At 51.9% G+C, this 20516-nt stretch carries 25 protein-coding genes and 1 tRNA gene; 6 read left to right on the forward strand and 20 right to left on the reverse strand.

What is annotated here, in order from left to right:
- Positions 1–132 precede the first annotated feature (132 nt).
- From AC3WJN_RS20330 to AC3WJN_RS20410, 17 genes are all read right to left on the reverse strand, one after another.
- On the reverse strand, positions 133–2514 hold the full coding sequence (locus tag AC3WJN_RS20330; RefSeq protein WP_007781865.1) for a virulence-associated E family protein: 2382 nt from the start codon (positions 2512–2514) through the stop codon (positions 133–135).
- Positions 2515–2554: 40 nt separating this feature from the next.
- Complete coding sequence (locus tag AC3WJN_RS20335; protein WP_007781861.1) at positions 2555–2719, reverse strand: DUF6877 family protein; 165 nt, start codon at positions 2717–2719, stop codon at positions 2555–2557.
- A gap of 34 nt (positions 2720–2753) precedes the next feature.
- On the reverse strand, positions 2754–3086 hold the full coding sequence (locus AC3WJN_RS20340; RefSeq protein ID WP_007781858.1) for an RNA-binding protein: 333 nt from the start codon (positions 3084–3086) through the stop codon (positions 2754–2756).
- A 15-nt stretch (positions 3087–3101) separates the two neighbouring features.
- The gene (locus AC3WJN_RS20345; RefSeq protein WP_007781855.1) at positions 3102–4667 is read right to left on the reverse strand and encodes a PcfJ domain-containing protein; all 1566 of its coding nucleotides are present in this window, start codon (positions 4665–4667) and stop codon (positions 3102–3104) included.
- A 12-nt stretch (positions 4668–4679) separates the two neighbouring features.
- Positions 4680–5069, reverse strand: coding sequence for a BTB/POZ domain-containing protein (locus AC3WJN_RS20350; RefSeq protein WP_007781853.1), 390 nt, complete (start codon positions 5067–5069; stop codon positions 4680–4682).
- Positions 5070–5074: 5 nt separating this feature from the next.
- Positions 5075–5716, reverse strand: coding sequence for a DUF3310 domain-containing protein (locus AC3WJN_RS20355; RefSeq protein ID WP_007781849.1), 642 nt, complete (start codon positions 5714–5716; stop codon positions 5075–5077).
- A gap of 136 nt (positions 5717–5852) precedes the next feature.
- On the reverse strand, positions 5853–7814 hold the full coding sequence (locus tag AC3WJN_RS20360) for a DNA polymerase (protein WP_007781846.1): 1962 nt from the start codon (positions 7812–7814) through the stop codon (positions 5853–5855).
- Positions 7811–8128, reverse strand: coding sequence for a nucleoside triphosphate pyrophosphohydrolase family protein (locus tag AC3WJN_RS20365; protein ID WP_005832093.1), 318 nt, complete (start codon positions 8126–8128; stop codon positions 7811–7813). The genes AC3WJN_RS20360 and AC3WJN_RS20365 overlap by 4 nt, the downstream gene beginning before the upstream one ends.
- A gap of 62 nt (positions 8129–8190) precedes the next feature.
- Entirely contained in the window at positions 8191–8787 is a 597-nt protein-coding gene (locus AC3WJN_RS20370; protein WP_007781843.1) for a DUF2815 family protein, read from the reverse strand.
- Between the two features lie 166 nt (positions 8788–8953).
- A complete protein-coding gene (locus tag AC3WJN_RS20375) occupies positions 8954–10156 on the reverse strand; it encodes a DUF2800 domain-containing protein (protein WP_007781840.1) in 1203 nt (400 codons plus the stop codon).
- The gene (locus AC3WJN_RS20380; RefSeq protein ID WP_007781837.1) at positions 10153–10602 is read right to left on the reverse strand and encodes a hypothetical protein; all 450 of its coding nucleotides are present in this window, start codon (positions 10600–10602) and stop codon (positions 10153–10155) included. The genes AC3WJN_RS20375 and AC3WJN_RS20380 overlap by 4 nt, the downstream gene beginning before the upstream one ends.
- A gap of 385 nt (positions 10603–10987) precedes the next feature.
- Complete coding sequence (locus tag AC3WJN_RS20385; protein ID WP_007781831.1) at positions 10988–11170, reverse strand: hypothetical protein; 183 nt, start codon at positions 11168–11170, stop codon at positions 10988–10990.
- Positions 11157–11429, reverse strand: a complete 273-nt coding sequence (locus tag AC3WJN_RS20390; protein ID WP_007781828.1) for a hypothetical protein — start codon at positions 11427–11429, stop codon at positions 11157–11159. The genes AC3WJN_RS20385 and AC3WJN_RS20390 overlap by 14 nt, the downstream gene beginning before the upstream one ends.
- Positions 11426–12046, reverse strand: a complete 621-nt coding sequence (locus AC3WJN_RS20395; RefSeq protein WP_007781825.1) for a hypothetical protein — start codon at positions 12044–12046, stop codon at positions 11426–11428. Before AC3WJN_RS20395 ends, AC3WJN_RS20390 begins: the two co-directional genes overlap by 4 nt.
- Before the next feature lie 164 nt (positions 12047–12210).
- A complete protein-coding gene (locus AC3WJN_RS20400; protein WP_007781823.1) occupies positions 12211–12420 on the reverse strand; it encodes a hypothetical protein in 210 nt (69 codons plus the stop codon).
- 47 nt (positions 12421–12467) lie between these two features.
- Entirely contained in the window at positions 12468–12803 is a 336-nt protein-coding gene (locus AC3WJN_RS20405) for a helix-turn-helix domain-containing protein (RefSeq protein ID WP_007781820.1), read from the reverse strand.
- A gap of 4 nt (positions 12804–12807) precedes the next feature.
- A complete protein-coding gene (locus tag AC3WJN_RS20410; RefSeq protein WP_007781817.1) occupies positions 12808–13044 on the reverse strand; it encodes a helix-turn-helix domain-containing protein in 237 nt (78 codons plus the stop codon).
- A gap of 219 nt (positions 13045–13263) precedes the next feature.
- On the opposite strand from AC3WJN_RS20410, the gene AC3WJN_RS20415 reads away from it, so the two are divergent.
- The 5 genes from AC3WJN_RS20415 (at position 13264) to erm (ending at position 16974) form a co-directional block, all read left to right on the forward strand.
- A complete protein-coding gene (locus AC3WJN_RS20415; RefSeq protein ID WP_007781815.1) occupies positions 13264–13680 on the forward strand; it encodes a helix-turn-helix domain-containing protein in 417 nt (138 codons plus the stop codon).
- A 20-nt stretch (positions 13681–13700) separates the two neighbouring features.
- A complete protein-coding gene (locus AC3WJN_RS20420; RefSeq protein WP_007781813.1) occupies positions 13701–14132 on the forward strand; it encodes an ImmA/IrrE family metallo-endopeptidase in 432 nt (143 codons plus the stop codon).
- Positions 14133–14205: 73 nt separating this feature from the next.
- Positions 14206–15384, forward strand: a complete 1179-nt coding sequence (locus AC3WJN_RS20425) for a tyrosine-type recombinase/integrase (protein ID WP_005836679.1) — start codon at positions 14206–14208, stop codon at positions 15382–15384.
- 122 nt (positions 15385–15506) lie between these two features.
- A tRNA-Gly gene (locus AC3WJN_RS20430) sits at positions 15507–15580 on the forward strand.
- 545 nt (positions 15581–16125) lie between these two features.
- Positions 16126–16974, forward strand: a complete 849-nt coding sequence (erm, locus tag AC3WJN_RS20435; RefSeq protein ID WP_007781805.1) for a 23S ribosomal RNA methyltransferase Erm — start codon at positions 16126–16128, stop codon at positions 16972–16974.
- Positions 16975–17298: 324 nt separating this feature from the next.
- Here erm and AC3WJN_RS20440 read toward each other — a convergent pair whose 3' ends face one another.
- The 3 genes from AC3WJN_RS20440 to AC3WJN_RS20450 all read right to left on the reverse strand — a co-directional run bounded on the left by AC3WJN_RS20440 (position 17299) and on the right by AC3WJN_RS20450 (position 19500).
- Complete coding sequence (locus AC3WJN_RS20440; RefSeq protein WP_007781803.1) at positions 17299–18261, reverse strand: NtaA/DmoA family FMN-dependent monooxygenase; 963 nt, start codon at positions 18259–18261, stop codon at positions 17299–17301.
- A 42-nt stretch (positions 18262–18303) separates the two neighbouring features.
- Positions 18304–18852 carry a helix-turn-helix domain-containing protein gene (locus tag AC3WJN_RS20445; RefSeq protein WP_007781800.1) on the reverse strand — a complete coding sequence of 183 codons (549 nt, stop codon included), beginning with the start codon at positions 18850–18852 and terminating at the stop codon, positions 18304–18306.
- 309 nt (positions 18853–19161) lie between these two features.
- Complete coding sequence (locus AC3WJN_RS20450) at positions 19162–19500, reverse strand: helix-turn-helix domain-containing protein (protein WP_005836684.1); 339 nt, start codon at positions 19498–19500, stop codon at positions 19162–19164.
- 323 nt (positions 19501–19823) lie between these two features.
- On the opposite strand from AC3WJN_RS20450, the gene AC3WJN_RS20455 reads away from it, so the two are divergent.
- Positions 19824–20264, forward strand: a complete 441-nt coding sequence (locus AC3WJN_RS20455; protein WP_007781794.1) for an EAL domain-containing protein — start codon at positions 19824–19826, stop codon at positions 20262–20264.
- The last annotated feature ends 252 nt before the right edge of the window (positions 20265–20516 follow it).

Below are 20516 nucleotides of genomic sequence, written 5' to 3' on the forward strand. Positions count from 1 at the left end.
CCATTGATGACGCTATGTTTTCTGTGTATCAGCATCGGTCCATTTTACTGTTACACCACTGATACGACTGTTACAGGAAATGTATCAGTCGTATCAGTGGTGAGTGCTGTACTGACCGCCCCACTGATACGGCTATAAGACCCGCTCAAAGACGGTTTGCAAACCATATCCCGATACTCGCGCTCTTTTTTTTCGTTCTCCCCAGCCGGGTATGCGACGCAGAATGTCCAAGATCTCCTTGGCCTCCCATGGCCGCATAGAGCCTTTTTTGTTCCCGAGACATTCTGTCCAGATCTGGGCCGCGCAGACGCGTTGCCGCAACTGGTCAGACGGGCCGTCCGCCCACTCATCCTCAATTGGTGTTTCCAGCCATTCCTGGATAAGACCCTCCCGCGGGTCGCTCTCCATGTGTGCCGCCTGCTGCCGCTCCGCTTCCAGGCGGGCTTCCTGATCCAGCTCCAAGGTTTCCCCCGCCTTGAACCAGCACAAAACCTCCGCCCAGATTTGGCTCACCTCATCCTCGGTCAAGTGTGTCCAGTGGCTCAGCTCCGCCCGATCCGGATCAACTTCTACAGGCCAAAAGCGGCGGTTTCCCGTTGCGTCTCTCAAAAAGTCACGCGTGTTCGTCGTCCCGAAAAATACGCACTTACGCGGGAATTCCGATACCTGCCGGTCATAGGCCACCCGGTATCTATCTTCCGTCTTCGATAAAAACGCCTTGACCTCTTCGACCTCGCTCTTCTTCATGGCCGACAGCTCGCCGATCTCGAAAATCCATCCGCTCTGCAGATGCTCTCCGGCCTCTTTATTCTCAAACGTCCGCAGGCTGTCCGAGAACCACTCCCGGCCCAGCTTCGCCAGCAGGCTGCTCTTGCCGGCCCCCTGAGGGCCAACCAGGACCAGCATCTGGTCGAACTTGCAGCCAGGCCGATACAGCCGGGTGACCGCCGCCAGCAGCATCTTCCGCGTCACCTGCCGGACGTAGTGCGTGTCCGGCGCCCCCAGGTAGACGGAGAAGATCCTCTCCGCGCGAGGCACTCCGTCCCACGTAGCGCTCTCCAGATAGGCCTTGATCGGATGGAACGTGTTCTTGTGAACCACTTCCGTAAAAGCGTTCTGGATCAGCTTGGCCGAGCTGATGCCGTACACCTTTGAGAACCAGTGCTGCAGGCGTTTGTCGTCCGCCCCAAGCCACGGCTCATAGTCCCGGCCTGGCCGCTCGAGTCCCCGCCATGGCAGCGGCTTCCGAATGACCTCCGAATTTCCAAAAGCGTCGTAGGCCAGCACGCCGCGCCAGACATCGTGCGTCAAGATCAGCTCCACGTTCCCCGCTGTCGGCAGCGGCATGCCGGTCTTGTGGTGCAGCTCCAGTTTGGTCTGCCAGTCCTCGTCGACAGGATCGGCGGCGGGCTCGTCCTCCTCCGCCGCCGAATCGTCGTCAAACGCTGCTGCCATCTCGGCGAAGCCAACTTGGCGCTCCGCCAGCGCGAGCTTTTTTACCTCCGGTCTATCCGCCGCCCACCGCTCCATGGCAAGATGACTTGGCTTTTTGGCGTCAGGCGTGTGCTCCTTGACTCGGTCATCCAGATGGCCGAATTTATGTACGCGGACCAGGTCAAACAGATTGTATGTCCGGCCGTCTGCGATTGGATCGCTGTCTTGGTGCGAGTACACCAGCTCCTGATCCGGATAGACCTCCAGACCGTTTGCCGACGAGCCGTGGACGTAGGTGTACCGGTTCGGCATGGAGCCAGGGACGTAGATGTCGGACAGGAACGTCTCGATCCCCTCCTCGATCGTAAACGCCCGGCAGAATAGGCCAATGACGCCCTGTTTCTCTCGTGGGTCCTGCGCCTTCGAGGCGGATACCCGGCGTGCCTTTTTCTCCTCTGGATGACGGGGCCAGGCCATAACATCCTGCCAGTCCTCATACTCGGCCAAGACATCATCCGCGCTGATCGGCTCCCCTTCAGACTCCTCAAATACAGGCACCGCGTCTTTGGAGCAGCTGGGGAAATACATCAAGCGATGGACCTGAAAGGTCGTCTTATCGAAATAGTGCATGCCAATCTGCTCGGCAATCTTCCGGCTGATAGCCGCGTACTCGTCTGGACTCATCGTTCGGTCGACTGGTGCGATCAGGCGGTACTTTTGCTTATGCGGACGGTGGCTATGGGTCGAGTAGACGACATAGGCTCGTCCACCCAACACCAGCTCCACGGCGAAAAGGAAGTCGTCATCCGCGAAGTCAGCGTCCAACGTGATAAGGCTGCGCGTGTCGACGTTCTCCTTCTTCCGGCGGCCGCCCCGGATGAGCCCGCCGACGAACGCCGGGCCATCCTTCGCTTTGCCTTTGCCGTTTACATCCATCTTGTCGTACTGGGCCATCGTTTCAGCTGTTCGGCGCACCTTCCGCAGCCGGTCAACGAACTCTACCCACGTCAGGTATTCCGGCTTCCAGTTCGTGTCCGCACGATGCTTGCCGAATGATATATCAAGTTCGATGTCGTGCATGGGAGGTTCACCCTTTCAAATAGCAATTGACAATCTCCATTCAAGCTTCCAAGAATTGTTTCGCAAAGCGCAATTGTTGCTCAATATACGGATCATCGTCACTTCCGCCACTCGCAAGCCAATCCCCAATGCGACGGTAGATGTCGTCCAAAACTTCGCGAGGTAACCGGGCCGCGATCGCGAGTAATTGATCCATCGGTGACATCCCCACCCCTCCCCTTTCCAAAATTACCGATGTGTTAGTCTTTCAGGCCCCAGCGTACTTTCAGCCTAAGCAGCCTGGCCCGGTGTAGTCCCGGGAGCTGGAGGTCCAATATCTCCTTGTCACCCATCCCTTGATCCCGATAAGCCAGATACTGCTCTTTCGTGATCTGCGGCTCAACGGACGGGGAGCTGGCCATCTTTCGATGCCGCTTCCCGAGGATCGGCCCATACTTCTCAATCAGTTGCAGCCGCTCCTCCTCGCTTAGGAAATAGGTCACCACCTCGCTAGGTGGGCTGCCTTTCAGGTGGCTACGGTTCAAAAGACCTTCCGCTCCGATGATCGATTCATTTGCCACTTTTCGGCCCATCTCGTCTCACCTCTCTTACGCTGGCAGCGCCACGTTGATCTTCCTTTTACCCGCCCGTTTCTTCTTCGTCAATCTGGCCTTGGTGAACGCCTGGACGAATGCCTCGACTTCATCCGTAGGCGGACAATTACTCTTACCACGAGTCTGGATGATCTTACCGTCGATGATCTCCATGGTGTAGAACGGGACGTCAGGCTCGTCCACTTTGCGGATGACGAACAGGTCTGTTTTCCCTTCCGCGTATGATTTGGCGTAATTCCCCACGCAATGATTCAATGTTTTGCCTTCCCGGAACAATTCGACGCTGTCCAGCGCTGGTCGAATGAACAGGCCATTATGTTCAAATGCGTATTTTTGCAGATCAGCGAGCCGCTTCCGAATCAGCTCGTTCAGCGTGTTGTCCCGTTTAATTTTTACCTTCTCAATTGTCTTCTGGTGAGCCGAGTAGATGTTGTTCGGGAACAGAATGTGTTCTTGTCTCGTATCCATCCCCAGCTCCGCGCAGTCCTTGAGATAATCCCGCCAGGCGGTTAACACGGATGCCGCGCTGCGGTAATGCTTCCGGACTTCTTCTTTACGCAGTTGCTTCAGTACATACTGGGCAATTGCACTGGGCGAGGCGTAATCTGACAGCTTCTCGACCTCTTTCCAGTAGTAGCCCTCTGACAGCCCTTGCAATTGATATGCCTGCTCAAACGTTACCGGCAGACCTTTCCTGCGAAAGAAGTGATAGCTATGGAGCGTCAGCGGCTCCACCTCTACCTCAGCTGCCAAAGATCGCAAGTCCTTGATCTCTGGCTTGGACAACCGCAATACTTTCTCCAGCGTTTTCCCGCGCCAGTTGATGCTACCGTGTGTTTGACGGCCGATCAGCTTTGCTTCGATCAAATTGCGCAGTCCCATTTTTGAAAGATACTCAACACATGGATATTTGGCCGCAAGATCGAAAAATTCGACGAGATCAGGTGTCTGGTACCGAAAACGTTCCCAAGTGCTGTATTGAAATGGCGTCCCCTGAACTGCGGCAGTAACACTTTTCTCGGAGAGGTACCAGCTTTTATTTTTCATACTGGTACGGCACTCCGAACGAACCGACTTTCTTTGTTGCCATTTCCCTCTCCAATCTCGAAAAATCATGGTGCTTTTTCCCGGCTGGAAAAGGTACCAGGCGACGGATCTGTATTGCGTTTCGACTTTTCGATAGTCGCCGCTATAATCTCTCACTACATGTAATCCGTAAGCGACGATCGCCTTCGGATCAACAACGGATTTTTCGTAGTAAACCATGTAGGCATCATCGACCAGGCGTTTTCTTCCCCTGCCACTCGCCTTTACGATGCACCTCGATTCGCACTTGTGGCAGATCCGCTCCTCATTGTGACGATAGTAGACTGATCCCGCCCCGCAGATATACTCTTCTCGGCAATGTGTGCAATACGCGTATTGGAGGTTCAGCACCCTCCGGGTGAAGAGATACCGACTCCCAAGGAAGACGGTATCTCTTGCGAAATCAACAATGCCCTGGCTGATCGTAGGAGGGAAGTGAGCCAAGATATTTTCGGGATTAAACTCATTTGCCATGACTGGTACCTCCTAGAGAAGTAACTCGTCAAAATCGAAATCTTCGTCGGCCTCTTTTGCCGGGGGCTTAGTCTCAACGTGCTCTTCCTGGGATGAAGTCTCCGCTGGCCGCTTGTTCTCTGGAGCCGGTGGAGTCGCGCCCTCATCCTTGAAATAGTTCAGTACAATCGCAAACCCCTCATCGTCGGACAGCACGGCCATATTCCCGACCCTTTTCTTTTCTGCCACCTTGCGCATGGCTTCAAGGCTCTTGACGATGGATTTGTCTGTTTTCAAGATGCAAGCAGCGTCCTCCGGATTTTGCTCGACGTGCTGCAGCAAGAATTGACCGATTACCTGGACAGCCGGGTTCTTGCTGTCGGCGATCTCAGACTTTAACTTCGTAACGGCATCTGATAGCATAATGCTCAAACCTCCTCTGTTTTACATGGGCATTCCGTTCCCGCTGCGATCAGACGATCAATGTACCAGCGGGCTTTCTGGAGATCCTCCACGCCACCTTTACGCGACCACCGCCACAGGTATTCGATCGCAGCGCCCGTGCTGTAAGCATGCCCGCCGGCCAACCCAGTAGTAGCAGCGAAGATCGCGTCGATGCACTCAATGGAGCCAGCCGTGTAATGAGCAGGGTGGTTAACTGGATCGACTGCCTTCCGCTCAAGCGATTCAATCAGCTTTTGTTTTTCTTCCAACTCTTTCAAAAGACGAGCATTTTCAGCACGCTCTCCTTCGCGCTCCTTGATGTGCGCTTCGATCTCGTTTCTCAAGTTGGTGATCTCTGCTTGCAGTTGCTTGATCTTTGCCGCGTCTCTTTCACTATCCGGCTCCTGAGCAATCTCTGGCACCAATTTCTCCCTTAGCAGTTCTGTGGATTTTTTCTCGGTAGGCATCATATCAAGAGCCCGGTCTTCGGCATCTTTCTCCTTGAGGCCCCATTCCGAAAGCAAGGCATAAAACTTGTTTGGATTGCTTCCGAAGTAACTACGTTGAATTTGAGTCCTCGATTGCCCGTTTGCACGTAACTGCAGATATTTTTCACGTGTCAACATAGGGAGTGCCCCCTCCTTTATCCACATTTCCATTTGTTCTGGACTTAACCGATACGAAACAACCGGACCACTACCAGTAGTCTTTAGCTCAACATCCCGCTTAGGTACAGGTGTGCCTGTCCGTGCCATAAAGTCATCAGTCCTTCTGATAGAAATCACATTCAAACGCCGCAGCCGAAAGCGGCAATCCCAGCGCCCAGTGAATCGGACGGCCCATTACAGCGGTCACATGCTCCACGGACCCTGTCTCGATTGGCACGTCCAGCACCACTTCGTCGTGTACGTGCATGGCAATCGAATAACCCTCGGCATCCAGTCTTGTCAGGCTCTCAGCCAGGCAGTCCCGCGCAATTGCCTGCACCAGATTCTCCACCAGTCTGCCGCCGTATGTCCGATGGGACATCCACTTTTTCTTGACCTGATCCATCCCGTCAAACACGAGCCCGTCTTTGCCGAAATTCGGATCTGGCTTGACTCGCGGATTGACGTATGCCAGGCTTCTGCCGCTTGGCAGATCAGCAAACAACATGCCGGCTTCATACCGATATCGCACGCCGTGCGCCAGCTTAACCGTCGTCTTTTCCCTCACCGCTGTTACCGCCGCGTCCTCGGCGGCGTACCACAGTTTGACGATGTTGGGATTGGCCGCACGCCACTGCTTGACCAGCGCGGGTAGCTCATCTTCTGAAATACCACTCTTGAGTGCGCCCATGGCGATCAGCGCGTTCGGTCCGCCTTGATAACCACAGGCCAACGTGGCCACTTTCCCTTTTGCCCGCAGCTCGTAGTTTGCATGCCCCTTTACGATTGTCTCCAGCGGCACCTTGAACATCTGAGCGGCAGTAGCCTCGTAGATTTTCCCATGACCACGGAATACGTCGAGCACCCAATGCTCGTCGGCCAGCCAGGCGATCACGCGGGCCTCGATCGCGGAGAAGTCGCTGACGATGAACCGACAACCGGGCGACGGGATGAACGCCGTCCGAATGAGCTGGGAGAGCACGAAAGGCGGGGCGCCGAACAGCATTTCCAGCAGGTCGAAGTCTCCACTCCGCAGCGTTTCGCGGGCAAGTGCCAAGTCCTCAATCTTGTTTTGCGGCAAGTTCTGCACCTGGATGAGCCGACCGGCCCAGCGCCAGGTGCGGTTCGCCCCGCAGAACTGCAGGAGCCCACGCGCCCGGTCGTCTTCGCAGATGGACCGCTGCATGGCGTTGTACTTGTCAACGCTGGTCTTGCTCATCTCCTGCCTCAGCTCCAGCACACGGCGAGTCTCGTCATCAGGGGCAGCATCGAGCAGCGCGGGCATGAATTCCTTGGACAACCCGTCTGGCGTTTCCAAGCCTCGGTCAGCCAGCCACCCTTTCAACTGCGTCAGGCTGTTTGGGTTATCAAGCCCAGTAAGTTCTTTTGCTTCCGCTATCAATCGCGCTTCGTATTGCTCGTCGCAGGCGATAGCTTGGCGAACCAATTCAGGATCTAGCCGGATACCTCGATCATTAATTCGCTGATCCAGTGCCCACAATTTCCATTCGTGGGCGGGCACCGGGAAGCGCGCCAACTTCCGGCGAACCTCCCGCTCCACAACAATGTCCTGTCGGTTGTATTCGATGTACTGCTGCCATTTCTCCGGATCATGGTGCGGGTAGTTGCGAGTCCGGCCACCGTTTGCTTTGGTAGGCTTGCACGGCTCACTGAAATATTTAATCAGTGCCTTACCTCTCCCGTCCTTCTTCACCGGCAGCTTGAGCACTTCTGCTACGCCTTCCAGGTAGCCAGGCAGACCAAGGGTCAAAGCATGAACGGCGGTGCAGCGCCACTGGAGCGGATCGCACTCGATGCCAAAGTGCCGAGCGATTGCCGTCCGCTCAAAATTGGCATTGAAGGCTGTTTTCATGACAGTAGGGTCAGTCAGGTCCCGCAACACTCTTTCCGGCAAATCCTCAAATGCGGTCAGGTCGACCACGGTCACCGGATCATCGTCGTATGCGTAGCCGAAAAGCAAAATCTCGAAGTCAGGCGCTTCGATGTATCGATAAACGCCACACTTTTTCAAATCGACGCTACTGTATGTCTCAAGGTCGATCTGGAGAACAGTCATACTGTCCTCTCCTGACTTGCCTTCTCGCTAAATCCCACAGGGTATCGCTTTTTTAGCTTGTCGATGTTTTTCATGGCCACTGTTGCCAGATCGATGTCTGCCCACGCAGCCAGCTGCGAAACGTACCAGAGTACATCCCCCAACTCCTTCGTTAATGCTTCTCTGTCAAGCCCGTGTCCGTGGAATACGACTTTCTTAATCATGTCGGCCACTTCTCCGGCTTCTCCCGCAACACCCAGGGCGAAATTCGTCAAAGCTTCTCCCTTTGTGTTTGCCGTTCTTCCAGCTAGTTTTTGGTACGTGTTCATATCCATCGCCTGAACCCTCCCGATTCTTTGGATAGGAAAGGGGAACCCTTGCGAATTCCCCATGCTGATTAGCTCAAAAAGTCATCGTCCTCGCCGTCGTCGTAAACATCGAAATCTTCGTTCGCAAAGTCGTCGTTGACGCTGCTCCGGCCGCCCAGGAAGTCGCCGTCTTGCACTTTTACGACGTTGTTCAGTCCCGCCGCGACGCCGCGATTCCCCTTGGCGTCGAACGGGTAGAAGTTCAAGCTGACCTTGGCGTAGCAGCCGCTGTACACCTCGGTACTGTCGGTGATCTCCTGGAACTTGGTTTTGCCGTCCGGCCCCTTGCCGATCGGCTTGGCAATCCCTGGCTTGTTCTTGCTGGTCGCGTTCAGGAAGTAGTGGCCGACATACGCCTCGTCGTCTGGGCGCTCCTCGTCACCGTCGCGCAGCGGCTTCTTGAGGTTCGCCGGGATGCGGCCGCCCCATTTGCTCTTGCCAAGCTCCACGGCCGCGTCAACAGCCGCTTTGATTTTACGGAGTGTTTCCTTGTCAGACTTCGGGATCAGAATTGCCGTGCTATACTTGTCATTGCCGTTATCGTCTTGCTGCGGCTCGAAGATATGTACGTAAGAGAGCCGCACCTTGCCTGTAATTACTTTCGTTGTTTGATTGTCGATTGCCATGAGAACATTCTCCTTTGACTGATTTTTCAACGGGCACCGTGGGTGTGGCTTTTCTCGCCACGGCTCTACACCGATACCCTCTTCTTTGCCTTTATCCCCGACCAGGCCGCAAAATGAACGAGTAGACACATAACCAACCGACCTGGTTATCAAATGCCTGCAGTCCTTACACAGCATCTGAAAATTCCTCGTTTGCGAATTCGGCATCGATGCTGTTTAGGCTGTTTAGCTCGGGTCGCTTGTCCGATTCAGGGACGAGGACTGGCTTACCTGGAGGCTTGACGATCAGGCCGTCAAGCATTTCTGCCAGCTTCTTTTTACCGACCTGCTTTTCAAGGTCACCAAGCGGCAAAAGTTTCGTTTTTAAAAACTCAGTGACCCCTGCGCTCCCAAGGCGCCTTACGGCTTCTTCCTCATCAGCAATCTTTCTATTGCTACGTCCCTCGACCAGCTTCCACTGCGGGATTTTGAGCCCGGCCTTCGCCTGTTCAAAGGCGTACTCCTCGACGTCCTTTGCCCAAGCCTTGAGCTGCTCTGCGACGAATAAGATCGAGCCGATCTCCTCCAGGGTAAGCAGGGCAGGATCCCGGAACTCGTATTCCAGCGCCGCCATATTTGCATCGGCGCGAGCCCGGCAAGTAGCCTTGACCTTGCACCAACGGCAGTGATCGCCCGCTTTGTACTCTCCCTCTCCGGCATCTGCCAGAGCAGCAGCAGGCTTGACCACCGTATCTGCCCACTCCAGTAGTTCACCTACCGAAATGGCATCTGTGCTGATGCTATCAAGCCGAGGCTGGACGATCGTCATGCGGATCTCCTGGATGTCATACAGATAGCTGTAACCAGACCAGGCGCCGAGAGCATACAACCGCATCTGCGCGTTGCCTATGGCACTGACAGGTACGCCTTTGCCGTATTTCAGGTCGATGATCTCCAGCACGCCGTCAGAAATGAAGACGACGTCCCCGGTGCCGTAACCGTCCGGCACCCATTCGGAAAAGTCGAGCTGCTCCTCCAGCAGCACCACCGCGTCACTGGACCGGGCCTTGGCCTCCATGAATCGCTCGTTGACGAGGTCCACGTAGTCCTGAACGGCATTCTCCATTTCAGAGCCGTAATAGGGGTTCGTGGCCTTGAACTGCTCCAAGGCATCCGCCAGCCGTTTCCGCTCTTGTGAGTTGCAGGGATAAAGGCTACGGCGCAGCTTGATCTCTGACAGCTCGTGCGCTGCTGTGCCCTCATCGGCGTATTCACTCCGTGTATCCGGAATGTGCTCGGTCAGCCGAGCGCTCGGGGGGCAATTGATCCACCGGCTTGCCCCCGAAGCGCTTAACAGGGCGTGTGCCCGTTCTGCGTGTGCTTGGCTCATACCATCGCCAGCTCGTCCATGAATTCTGCGCGCTTCTCTTCCGGCAAGTCAGATAGCGATTTGCTACCGAACTTGTCCAGAAGCGCCTTGATTGCTTTTTTCCCTTCGGCCGTCTTGCCGATCTCCTGGGCGCGGGCTCTCAACTCCACAATAGTCGGGATGGGGTCGCCTCCGGAATCATCCCCGGTGCCCTCGCTGGCATCGTCAGCCGGGTCTCCCCCTACCTCTCCAACTTCCGGCTCTTGTGCCGGAGCAGCTGTAGGTTTATCCGCAGCAGGCTCGCTTTGCCGCGCGGAGCGCTGGCGCTTCGGTCTTTCCTCCTGTTGCGCCTCTGCAGGAGCTGCGGCGATGGCTACCGGCACGAGAGTGAAATGGGCAGCCAGGCTGGCAAGCTCTTTTACTGCTTCTGCGGCGTTATCGCCGTTGATACTGATCTGTACGGACATGGGTATTCCTCCTTGTTTTTGTGCCTCCAGGAATGTACAATGGGGGCAATTAGGATTTGTTTTGTTCTGGACTCAGCGTTGCCGCGCTGGGTCTTTTACTTGTCTTCCTGGCAATCTTCGCAAGTTCTTGGATAGCCGGGCTCTTCGAAATCTTCCATATACGCACCGCACACTTGGCACATTAACCCCGACAAAATCGAGTCAGCCGCTTCTCCCACTCCCTTCCTGTTAGTCACGAGGCCGCCAGCAGCCCGACCTCTCTGCCAGCCGTTGCAGCTCCATCGGCTGCGCCACGCTTTGACCTCGCATATGTAGACCTGTCTCATCAGGCAGGGACGGTCATCTCCCTGCGACCAGCGGGGCATTGCCATCCCGCCGGTTTCGACTATGTGATACGCATTGGTTGTACCGCGCCAATTGCGTTTTTGAAGCATGCACTGCAGCAGTAAATCTCCCCGCCGATCTTCCAGATTGCCTGGCCCGCATAAATCCCGTTCCCGCAATCATCGCAATAGTCCAGCGGCTTGTCCGCCTCGTCGAAGATGGTCGAATCCTTAAAGGCTCCCACTTTGCACGACCTCCTTGCTCACTGTTTGCCAAGCAGGTATAATCGGAGTGATAACATTTGAAACAGCTTTTGCTGGATGGCCGTCCTGCCTGACGGCCATTTTGCTTTTTGCCTCTTCCATTTCGCGTTCGATCTCATCGATCTGGGCCATGACCCACCAGTCCCAGGTACCGTCCTCTTGATGCTTGTCCTTCATCTGGCGATAGATCAGTTTCAGCTCTACGATCCGCTGCTCCGCAGTCTTGAAATCGTATTTCATGCCTTGACCCCTCCCAAAACTTTTTTGTTTTCCAGGAGCCTGTCACTGTAAGCTGCAACTGCTTGATGTGCGCCTGGGAGTCCAGATTTAGCGATCAGGCGGGCCTCCCTAGCGAAGGTTTTCTCAAGAACCTCCTGCTGACGTTGCTCGAACTGCTGCAAAATCGTATCCCGCTCCTGACGCAATTGCTCAATGCGCGCTTTGTACGATTCCTTTTCCGCATCTGTCAGATGCTTGTTGACGGCCAAGTCACGAGCCAGTGCAGTGTGTTCCTGCGCAATCTCCACCAGTCGGTCGCCGTGTTCAGAGTTAATCGCGAGCCATATGGCTCTTTTGCTGTGGGTGCTCATTTCCTCTTGCCCTCTTTTCACCCTTGCGTAGAGGCCCGCATACAACGGCCAACCTTCGCCCGTTATGGCGGTCAACGCTTCCTGGATCGTAATTTGTTGGTACGCATCGCCGTTGCGCACTTCGATCATGTAGGTATCATCCAGCAGAATTTCCTCTCCGTTTTGACGCTGCAGTCCAACCGCCTCGCCTTCAACGAATAACGTGCCTGTGAGGTAACCACCAGCGATGTCAGCTGTTTCCTTGATATGCGCTGCTAAGTATTCCATGCCTCGTTCCTCCTTTTTTTTTGAACTGGCTTGCGAACTCTTCCACGCTGACAGACGCAAGCTACGATATACTAGGCTGAACCAGCGGGCTGCATTGTGGAACCTGCTTTTGCGGTACGTCCGCTCCAGTGAGTGGGAGAATACCTCTTTTGTGAACATGTGATTCACCTCTCATCAAGCCGTTTAATTTCGAATAGTAGGTCTTCGTGAAGCATTTCCAGATTGATGCGCATCGGGACTAGGTATTTATCCTTACGGCACCCGGCAGCCCCAAGAAAAAACTTCGCCCTGTCTAGCTCTTTATGTGCGGCCTCAATGTGCGTGATCCCGCGCTGCAAATATTTACTAAGCGAGCTTTTTATTTGAGTATCCATCGGCGATCACCTCTTCCAACATACGTCTGCCCATCCCCCGCACTCACCTATTTCCATGCTTCGTTCCTTCCCTTCACTTGGTAATTCAATTCTTCTTGCTCCCGAATCCACCGATCCAAACTTGCCGTGCTAAACCAGTATCTCGGGTTCTTCGAGCCGTCTGCGCCATATGTCCGATGCGGAATCCGCTTCTCCCGGCACAGCCGCCGGAGCGTGTATTCGGACATCTGCAGATATTCGCAGGCTTCCGCAAAGGAGATTGTACGGTCAGGAGACACTGCCATTTCCGAGCGCAGCTCTTCCAGCAGCTCCTCTTTGAGTTGACTGCGCAGAGCATCAATCACTTGGTTGAAGAGATATTCTGGAGAGTATCGTCTATCCATACCATCACTCCTTAAACTCAGTAACTACTTGTATTTCCGTCATTTTGAGCAAATTCAAATCCATGTCCAGACAAGCAGCTAACCTTGAAAGCGCCTCGACACTAGGCATATATCTACCATTCTCAATATCAGATATATAGTTTCTTGAAAGCCCAGTAACCGCTGAAACGTCAACTTGTTTGAGCTTTTTCTCTGTTCGCGTCTTCTTGATAGTTCTGCCCAATGCTTTTTTATCCAGCATTCCTGTTCACCTCCGTTGATGTAAATGTACGGTATTCACGACACATTGTAAAATCTTAAATTCTAGCAAAAACACGCTTTATCTCGAAATAACTTGAATTCACGTCATAATTCTCGTTATTACTTGTATTTCCGTCATTTTAGACATTGTATATCCGACTTTTTGAACCTATAATAGTTTTCAAATGTCGGTTTTTCCGACTATGGAGGAGAAAAAGCAATGGGAATCGGGGAAAATATTAGACTTTATCGGAAAAAGAAAGGACTCACCCAACAACAACTTGCTGATCTCACTAACCTATCTAGGTCCTATTTAGCAGATATCGAGCGAAACAGATACAACCCAAGTGTGGATACTTTAAAATCAATTGCCAAAGGGTTACAAATCAATCCCAACGTGTTGCTGAACGAGGAATTCAACGACGCCTCCACACTCTCACCCAAAGAAGAGCGCGACATCGTAAAAGAACTGGAGCGCATCATGGCAGATTTAAAAAACAATGAGGCACTCGCATTCCACGGAGAGCCGATCGATGAGGAAGAAATGGAGTTGCTCCGCGCTTCTCTGGAGAACTCACTTCGGATTGCAAAAATGGTGGCAAAGAAAAAATTCACTCCGAAAAAATACAGAAAATAACGGGCTGGGGAGATGCACACATGCAGTCTACTAAGCAGATCGTGCAACGGCTCATCAAGCAACATGGCACCAACGACCCGACAACTATCGCGCGCAAGATGGGCATCCTTATTTTGTTTGAAGATTTCAAAAATATTTGGGGCTACTTTAACATCAGCAAGCGTATCCCCATGATCCACGTGAACCGTAACCTGGACGAGCACCTGCAGCGGTTCGTCATCGCTCATGAGCTCGGACACCGCATCCTGCACCCGAAGGTCAACGTGCCGTTCCTGCGGGCCAATACTTTTCAGTCCATCGACCGGATCGAGCGAGAGGCAAATGAGTTCGCAGTAGAACTCCTCATGCCAGATAGCCTGCTCTACGAACACCAGCACACCGGAATGACAATCCGTGAAGCAGCAGCTACATATGGTGTGCCGACAGACGTGGCTCATTTGAAAAAGTTCTGATTGGTTCTTTGTTTCGGGGATTTTCACGCCTCGAAACCGAACATATATTCTCACGCAAAGGAGAGACTCTACAATGGCATCCATCGAAAAACGCGGCACCAACTCCTGGCGCCTGGTTGTTGAAGCTGGGTACGACGCCCGCGGCAAACGAATCAAACGCTACAAGACGATCCGAGTTGAGGACAAAGCTCTTCTCAGGACAACAAAGAAGCTTCAGGACTATTTAGAAATGGAACTTGCAAAATTTAAAATGCAAATCGAAGCCGGTGAATATCTGAAACCGGAAAAGACGGCATTCGGGGCGTTTGTCCATGATGAGTGGCTGCCAAAGTTCGCGTTGAGAACTTTCTCGCCCCGGACTACCACGATATATCAGACCCATTTGAAAAATCACATTATGCCTGAATTCATGAATTGCTATTTGGATCAGATAAAGACCATTCACATTGTGGACTTTATCAATAGCTTGGATGATAAGGGGCTATCAAATTATACAATCCTTTACATCTACAAAGTGCTCAAAAGTATTATCGACAAGGCTATTGAGTGGAAGTTTATTGACAAAAATCGGAATCCATTTGAAGGTGTGAAGCAGCCCAAGACACCTAAAAAGAAGATGAACTTCCTCGATGAAGAGTCTGCGCAGAAAGTAATAACCGCTCTTTACAAGGAACCAATGGTCTGGCGACTGTATTTTCTTGGTTGCATGCTAGGAGGCTTCCGACGCGGCGAATTACTCGCTGTAGAATGGAAACACATCGACTTTGAAACAAACACAATTACTATCGAGCAAAACATCCCGCAATTCAACGGCAGCATGCCTATTGTTAAAAAGCCGAAAAGCGAGGACTCTGAAAGGGTCGTAATAATGCCAGAGTGGTACATGCACGAACTATTGCGATATCAAGGGGAATGGGAAAATCGAAAAAAGTCGTTCTCCAACACTTGGAAAGACCGTCAATATGTATTCTGCAATCAGTCGGGCGGACCTTACTACTACACAACGCCCACATCGACGTGGAGAAAATTTCTGGAGCGCAATGGCTTTGAACATATCCGGCTTCACGACTTACGGCATACTGCAGCTACATTGCTGATCGAAGCTGGTGCTGATCTGAAAGCCGTACAAGAACGGCTGGGTCACTCACGGTATCAAACCACTGCCGACCTGTACACGCACGTAACGAAGAAAATGAGCCGAGAGACAGCGAAGAAGCTTGAGAAATTTGACCCCCGAAAAAACACTCTGTAAATTTCGTCCCCAATCCGTCCCCAACCAACGAATCCCCCTACTTTCGCCCCCTTTTGCAATCGGTCTGCAAAAACAAAAAACCCTGATATATCAAGGGTTCCCGTGGTTAATGCCATACTTTTGCGGGTGTAGTTCAATGGTAGAACTCTAGCTTCCCAAGCTAGCGGCGTGGGTTCGATTCCCATCACCCGCTCCATACAAAAGCTTTTGAAAGCCTTGCTGATGCAAGGTTTTTTCTTTTCCTTCTTCCGCATAGACATGCACCACAAGCCCAAAAAGCGGTTTAACCCCCTGGTTAAAAGCTCATGCGAGGCCATTTCTTGGGTCAAACACGCAAATGGTGTTGACTCCCCTGCAAAGATGATGCTACATTGTAAATGTATGTAAAAAATTTCGAAAGAGGATTATTAAAAGATGGATTATATGAGACTACGTTCCCTGACTTTGAATAAGTAATTGTATATTCAAAGGCTCTGCTTGTGTGAGCAGGGTAAACGGGATTAGTCTGCCTTCTTTTAATAATCTTCATTTTGCATGAAATATACGGCAAGGTGTAGAAAGGTAGATCATACTGCCTTTCTTTTTTTATGCACATTTCCCCTTTTCTTTTCGTATGGCACAGGGGATCTTGTTTCGCTATGGCCACTTACGCGTAAATTGGCGTACGCGGAGGTCTTCTTCCGTTTGCTCTCCATCACAGGCAGAGTGCCCGTGATTTCCATTTGGAGAGGAAGAGATACCGTGACCAAAAAGAAGCATACGTACCATAGCAAAAAAACCCGTCGTGAAGACGCACCGAATTTTTTAGGCCAGCATTTTCTCCACACGAAAAAGCTGATTCATGAGCTTGCCAATCAGGCACGGTTAAGCCGGGCGGATACGGTGCTGGATCTGGGGGCCGGAAAAGGCGCTTTGACCGAGGTTCTCCTTCAAAAAGCCGGAAAAGTAGTGGCAGTCGAGTATGATCGCCGCCTGATCGAAACTTTGAAGCTAAAAACAGCGCACAACGGGAATGTGACGATCATTCAGCAAGATATCGTAAAGCTGCAGCTTCCCAAAGAAAACTTTGTTGTCGTGTCCAACATCCCCTATTCCATCACGACTCCGATCATGAAAATGCTGTTAAACCACCCGGCGAGCGGCTTTCAGAGAGGCGTTCTCGTTATGGAAAAAGGAGCCGCCAAAAGATTTACAGCCAAAGCGGTCAAAGATGCGTATGTGGCCGCCTGGAGAATGTGGTTTGACATTTGTTACGTAAAAACCGTGCCGAGGGAATGTTTCGCTCCCCCTCCGAAGGTGGATTCGGCCATGCTTTCCATTACGCGAAAAGCAAAGCCACTTGTCCCGCTGAAACATCACGTCCTTTTCCACCGACTTGCCGAACACATCCTGAAAGCGCCAAAGGCAGCGATCGACGACGCTGTTCGGGGCATTTTTACCCCTCCGCAAATCACGCATTTAAAGCGAAACCTGAAGGGAACAGCGGATTTGCGGGTGGAGTCTTTAAGCGAGGAGCAATGGGGCGTAATGTTTGAGACGATGGTCAAATACGTTCCGCCGTTCAGATGGCCAAAAGGGAGAAAAAAGTAGCCAAACATCAGCGCGCAGTCTCAAGCCGTTGCCGAACAGCCGAACATGTGCAAGCAAAAACAGCCTGCCAGCTCTTGGGGCCTCATCCCCTTGGAGCTGACAGGCTTTTCCGTTTGCACTCTTTCTCAGGCGCAGATCGTAACGCATAACGCACGCATTTAAAAGAACGGCGAAAACTGGCGAAAAGCCCCCAGCCCCCGATGAGCACCCCTTTTTTGCTCCCCGGTTTCGAAAAACTGACGATTTTCTCGCTCTTTTCCATCGCCAATGGCACTTTTGGATGGCTCTCCGGTTGGGAAAAGGCGTCACCCTCGTTTTTTCCCGTCAGCGGACGACGAAGCGATTGGACGGGCGCGGCAAGCCGAGATGTTCACGCAGCGTATTACCGCTGTATTCCGTGCGAAAAATGCCGCGGTTTTGCAGTTCGGGGATCACGTAATGAACGAGATCGTCCAGCGATTGCGGCGGCATCAGCAGCAGATCAGACTCAGCCCGGCCGTATTTGGCCAAGCGCTGTTTCAGGTCGCAATAAAACGATTGCGCTTCCGGCAAGGTGCGTAAAGCGGTGAACACGACGTCTGCCCCCTGGGCCGCCCGTTCCTTGAACGTATCGGACCGCCCCGCCTGGACAATGACAGGATGCCCTTGAATCGGCCTTGCCACGTTCAGCGGACCGCGCACGGAAAACCACGTCCCTTCATGATGCAACGTATGAATTTTGCCAGGATCGGCGAAATCGCCCGCTTCCCGGTCTACCTTGATCGCATCGTCCTCCCAACTGTCCCACAGTGCTTTTACCACATCGAGAAATTCCTCGGAATGCGCGTGCCGCTGCTCGTGTCGCGGGCGGTGATCGTTGCGAAAGTTGTGCGCGTCCAGATCGCCAATCGAGGTGACGACGTTCCAGGAAGCGCGGCCGCCGCTCAGATGGTCGAGCGTCGCCAGCATGCGCGCGACATGGAACGGCTCATGGTAGGTCGTCGACACCGTCGCAGACAAGCCGATATGCGAAGTCGCACCTGCAAGGGCAGACAGCAACGTCAACGGCTCGGGCCAAATGTTGATCCCCCGGCGCAGTTCCTCGGGGCTGTTCGCTGATACCGTATATTTATCCGGTTGAAAAATATAGTCGAGCTTGCCTTCCTCTGCCGTTCGCGCCAGCTCACGATAAAAGGCAAAGTCCAGGATTCGTTCCGGCTGTGCCGCCTGATCCCGCCAGCCCCCGCCGGAAGAACCCGGCGTAATGAGCGAAGTAGACAGCTTCAACTGCTTCTTGCCATTGCTCATGATGGACCCACCCCAGTCATTGGTAAATCGAATAAGAGACGGTCAACCATCTCCAGTTTCCATTCCAGCGTAATCGCGTCGTAGGCCCACATAGTGCAGCGTGACGATTTTCGTATCGTAGCCCCGAAAGCGCGCATATTGTTTCGGGGGAAGGCCGACGATTTGTTTGAACCGCCGATTGAAATAATGGGTGTCTTTGAATCCGCTGTTGCGCGAAATCGTATGCAACAGCTCGCCGCCGCTAAGCAGTTCTTCCTTCGAGCGGTTGATGCGGTAGGCGGTCAAGTAACCGATCGGGCTTTTTCCCGTCGCCCTTTTGAACAAACGGGTAAACTGACGAACGCTGAGATTCGCTTGCCTCGCCAATTGCTGCACGGTCAGCTCTTCGGCGTAATGCTCGTGCACATACTCAATCGAACGCTCGATTGCAGCCGCCGAGTCCTCTTCTTCTACCGTTCGCGTTTGCTCGAACAGGGAGCACAGCAACTGCTGGAAAGCGATCTGCCCTTTGAATTGCTCCAGCTCATCTTCGCTCGGCCAGCGCCGCAGCAAAGCTTGACAATCGACGAGTACGCGATGAGCCGGCTTCATCCGGAAAACGCGATCGAACGGGAAGCAAAACGTTTCCTCTTACTTATTTCGTTTGCTGGAATCGGCGGAGACTGTCCGAAATAACAGGCGGTACAAATTGACAGAATATTAGGGCATGGGGATCCCGTTTAGTCTCCGATTATTGTAAATTTGCTCAAACTTAGTTTGAAGTGGAGGGGGCAGTAAGCACAGTGGACGAGATACAAGCAAAACTTAATGATGTTGAATACGCAATATGAAATAGAGGGTCGGAGAATGTGGTTCCGCCTTTTTTTGACATTTCAAGAATACTTGCTAAACGAATGTTTTTCACAGATCTTTCCAGTCCAGCAATAGATCTAGTAACTTGAGGAAGATTTTTTGATCCTCAATGCTCCTTGTTTGCAAGCGGGTGACGATTCGGGACAATGTATACTCTTGAGAATCTGGATTAGAGTGGATTGACCGAAAAAGATTTTCTAACGGAATCCCCAGGGCGTTTGCCACCTTTTCTACACTCCCCAAAGTGGCGTTTTTTTCTCCACGTTCCAATTGCCCAATATATGTAGTGTGGAGATTGGCTAAGTGGGCTAATTCCTCTTGGCTCAATCCCTTTGCTTTGCGGTATTTTCGAATCCTTTCCCCAATAAGCTTTGGCAAGTCACTCATTCTACCACCTCTTAGGTAACTGTATCTTTAGTCTTAGGCTCCCCCAAGAGACAATAGATATAAAAAATAAAACGATGATATAGTATAAGTATTATTTTTTGCAAAAAACGTCGAAAAAAGGCGAATAAAGTCGTGTAATGGGTTTAAATACCCATGCCTTTAGCGCTATTCTCTTTTATAACTGGTGATTCAAGTGAAAAGATTGGGAGTTTTCACCACGTCAGACGAAAATGGAAATCTTTTAGAGGACATCATACGAAAGAAAATGTTTCAACATGTTTTCCAACCGCTGTATGTAATGGAAAATTGGAAAGTATTCGGGTATGAAGCTTTGTTACGTTGCAAGTTTTTCAAAAATCCCGAATTGTTTTTTCGTTTGGCAATTGAAAAAAACAGATTGTATGACTTGGATATTTGCTCCGTTCATCATGCTCTGGCTAAAAGTGGTACATCTTTTGAAGGATAAGGGGTATGCCATTGCAATTGATGATTTCGGTAAAGGGGAGTCATCGTTGCAGACTGTCATTGAACTTGAGCCAGACTTTGTGAAATTGGATCGATATTATGCCGTGAAACTTTCCGCTTCAATTAAAAAACAAAACGAGATTCAGATGCTCTTGAAGCTTTGCCAGCAAAAAAACATGAAATTGATATTGGAAGGGATTGAAGAGCCAACCAATTTAGCAATGGCTAAGTTATTGGGAGTTCATTTAGGGCAAGGATACTTATTAGGAGAACCCTTGCCGATCAGCGAGATTCACTAAAAGAAGGGGTAAGTGTGTGATATGGAAAAGGTGATATGGGGAAGTATCCTGACTGTGTTTTTGATTATTCTGATACTTTTGCTAATACACTGGATCTATATGAGGCAATTAAGAAGAAAGGATGACCAAATCTATCTATTAAAAGAGTCACTGACTGACCTAAAAGCCAAATTGATGTGAATGCTAATCAAAAAGTTGACCATTTTTGGAGCAAACGCTCATCTTCGAGTTGACCACCTACGATGCTTTTTT

The sequence above is a fragment of the Brevibacillus sp. FW306-2-1A-C05A genome (assembly GCF_058781555.1).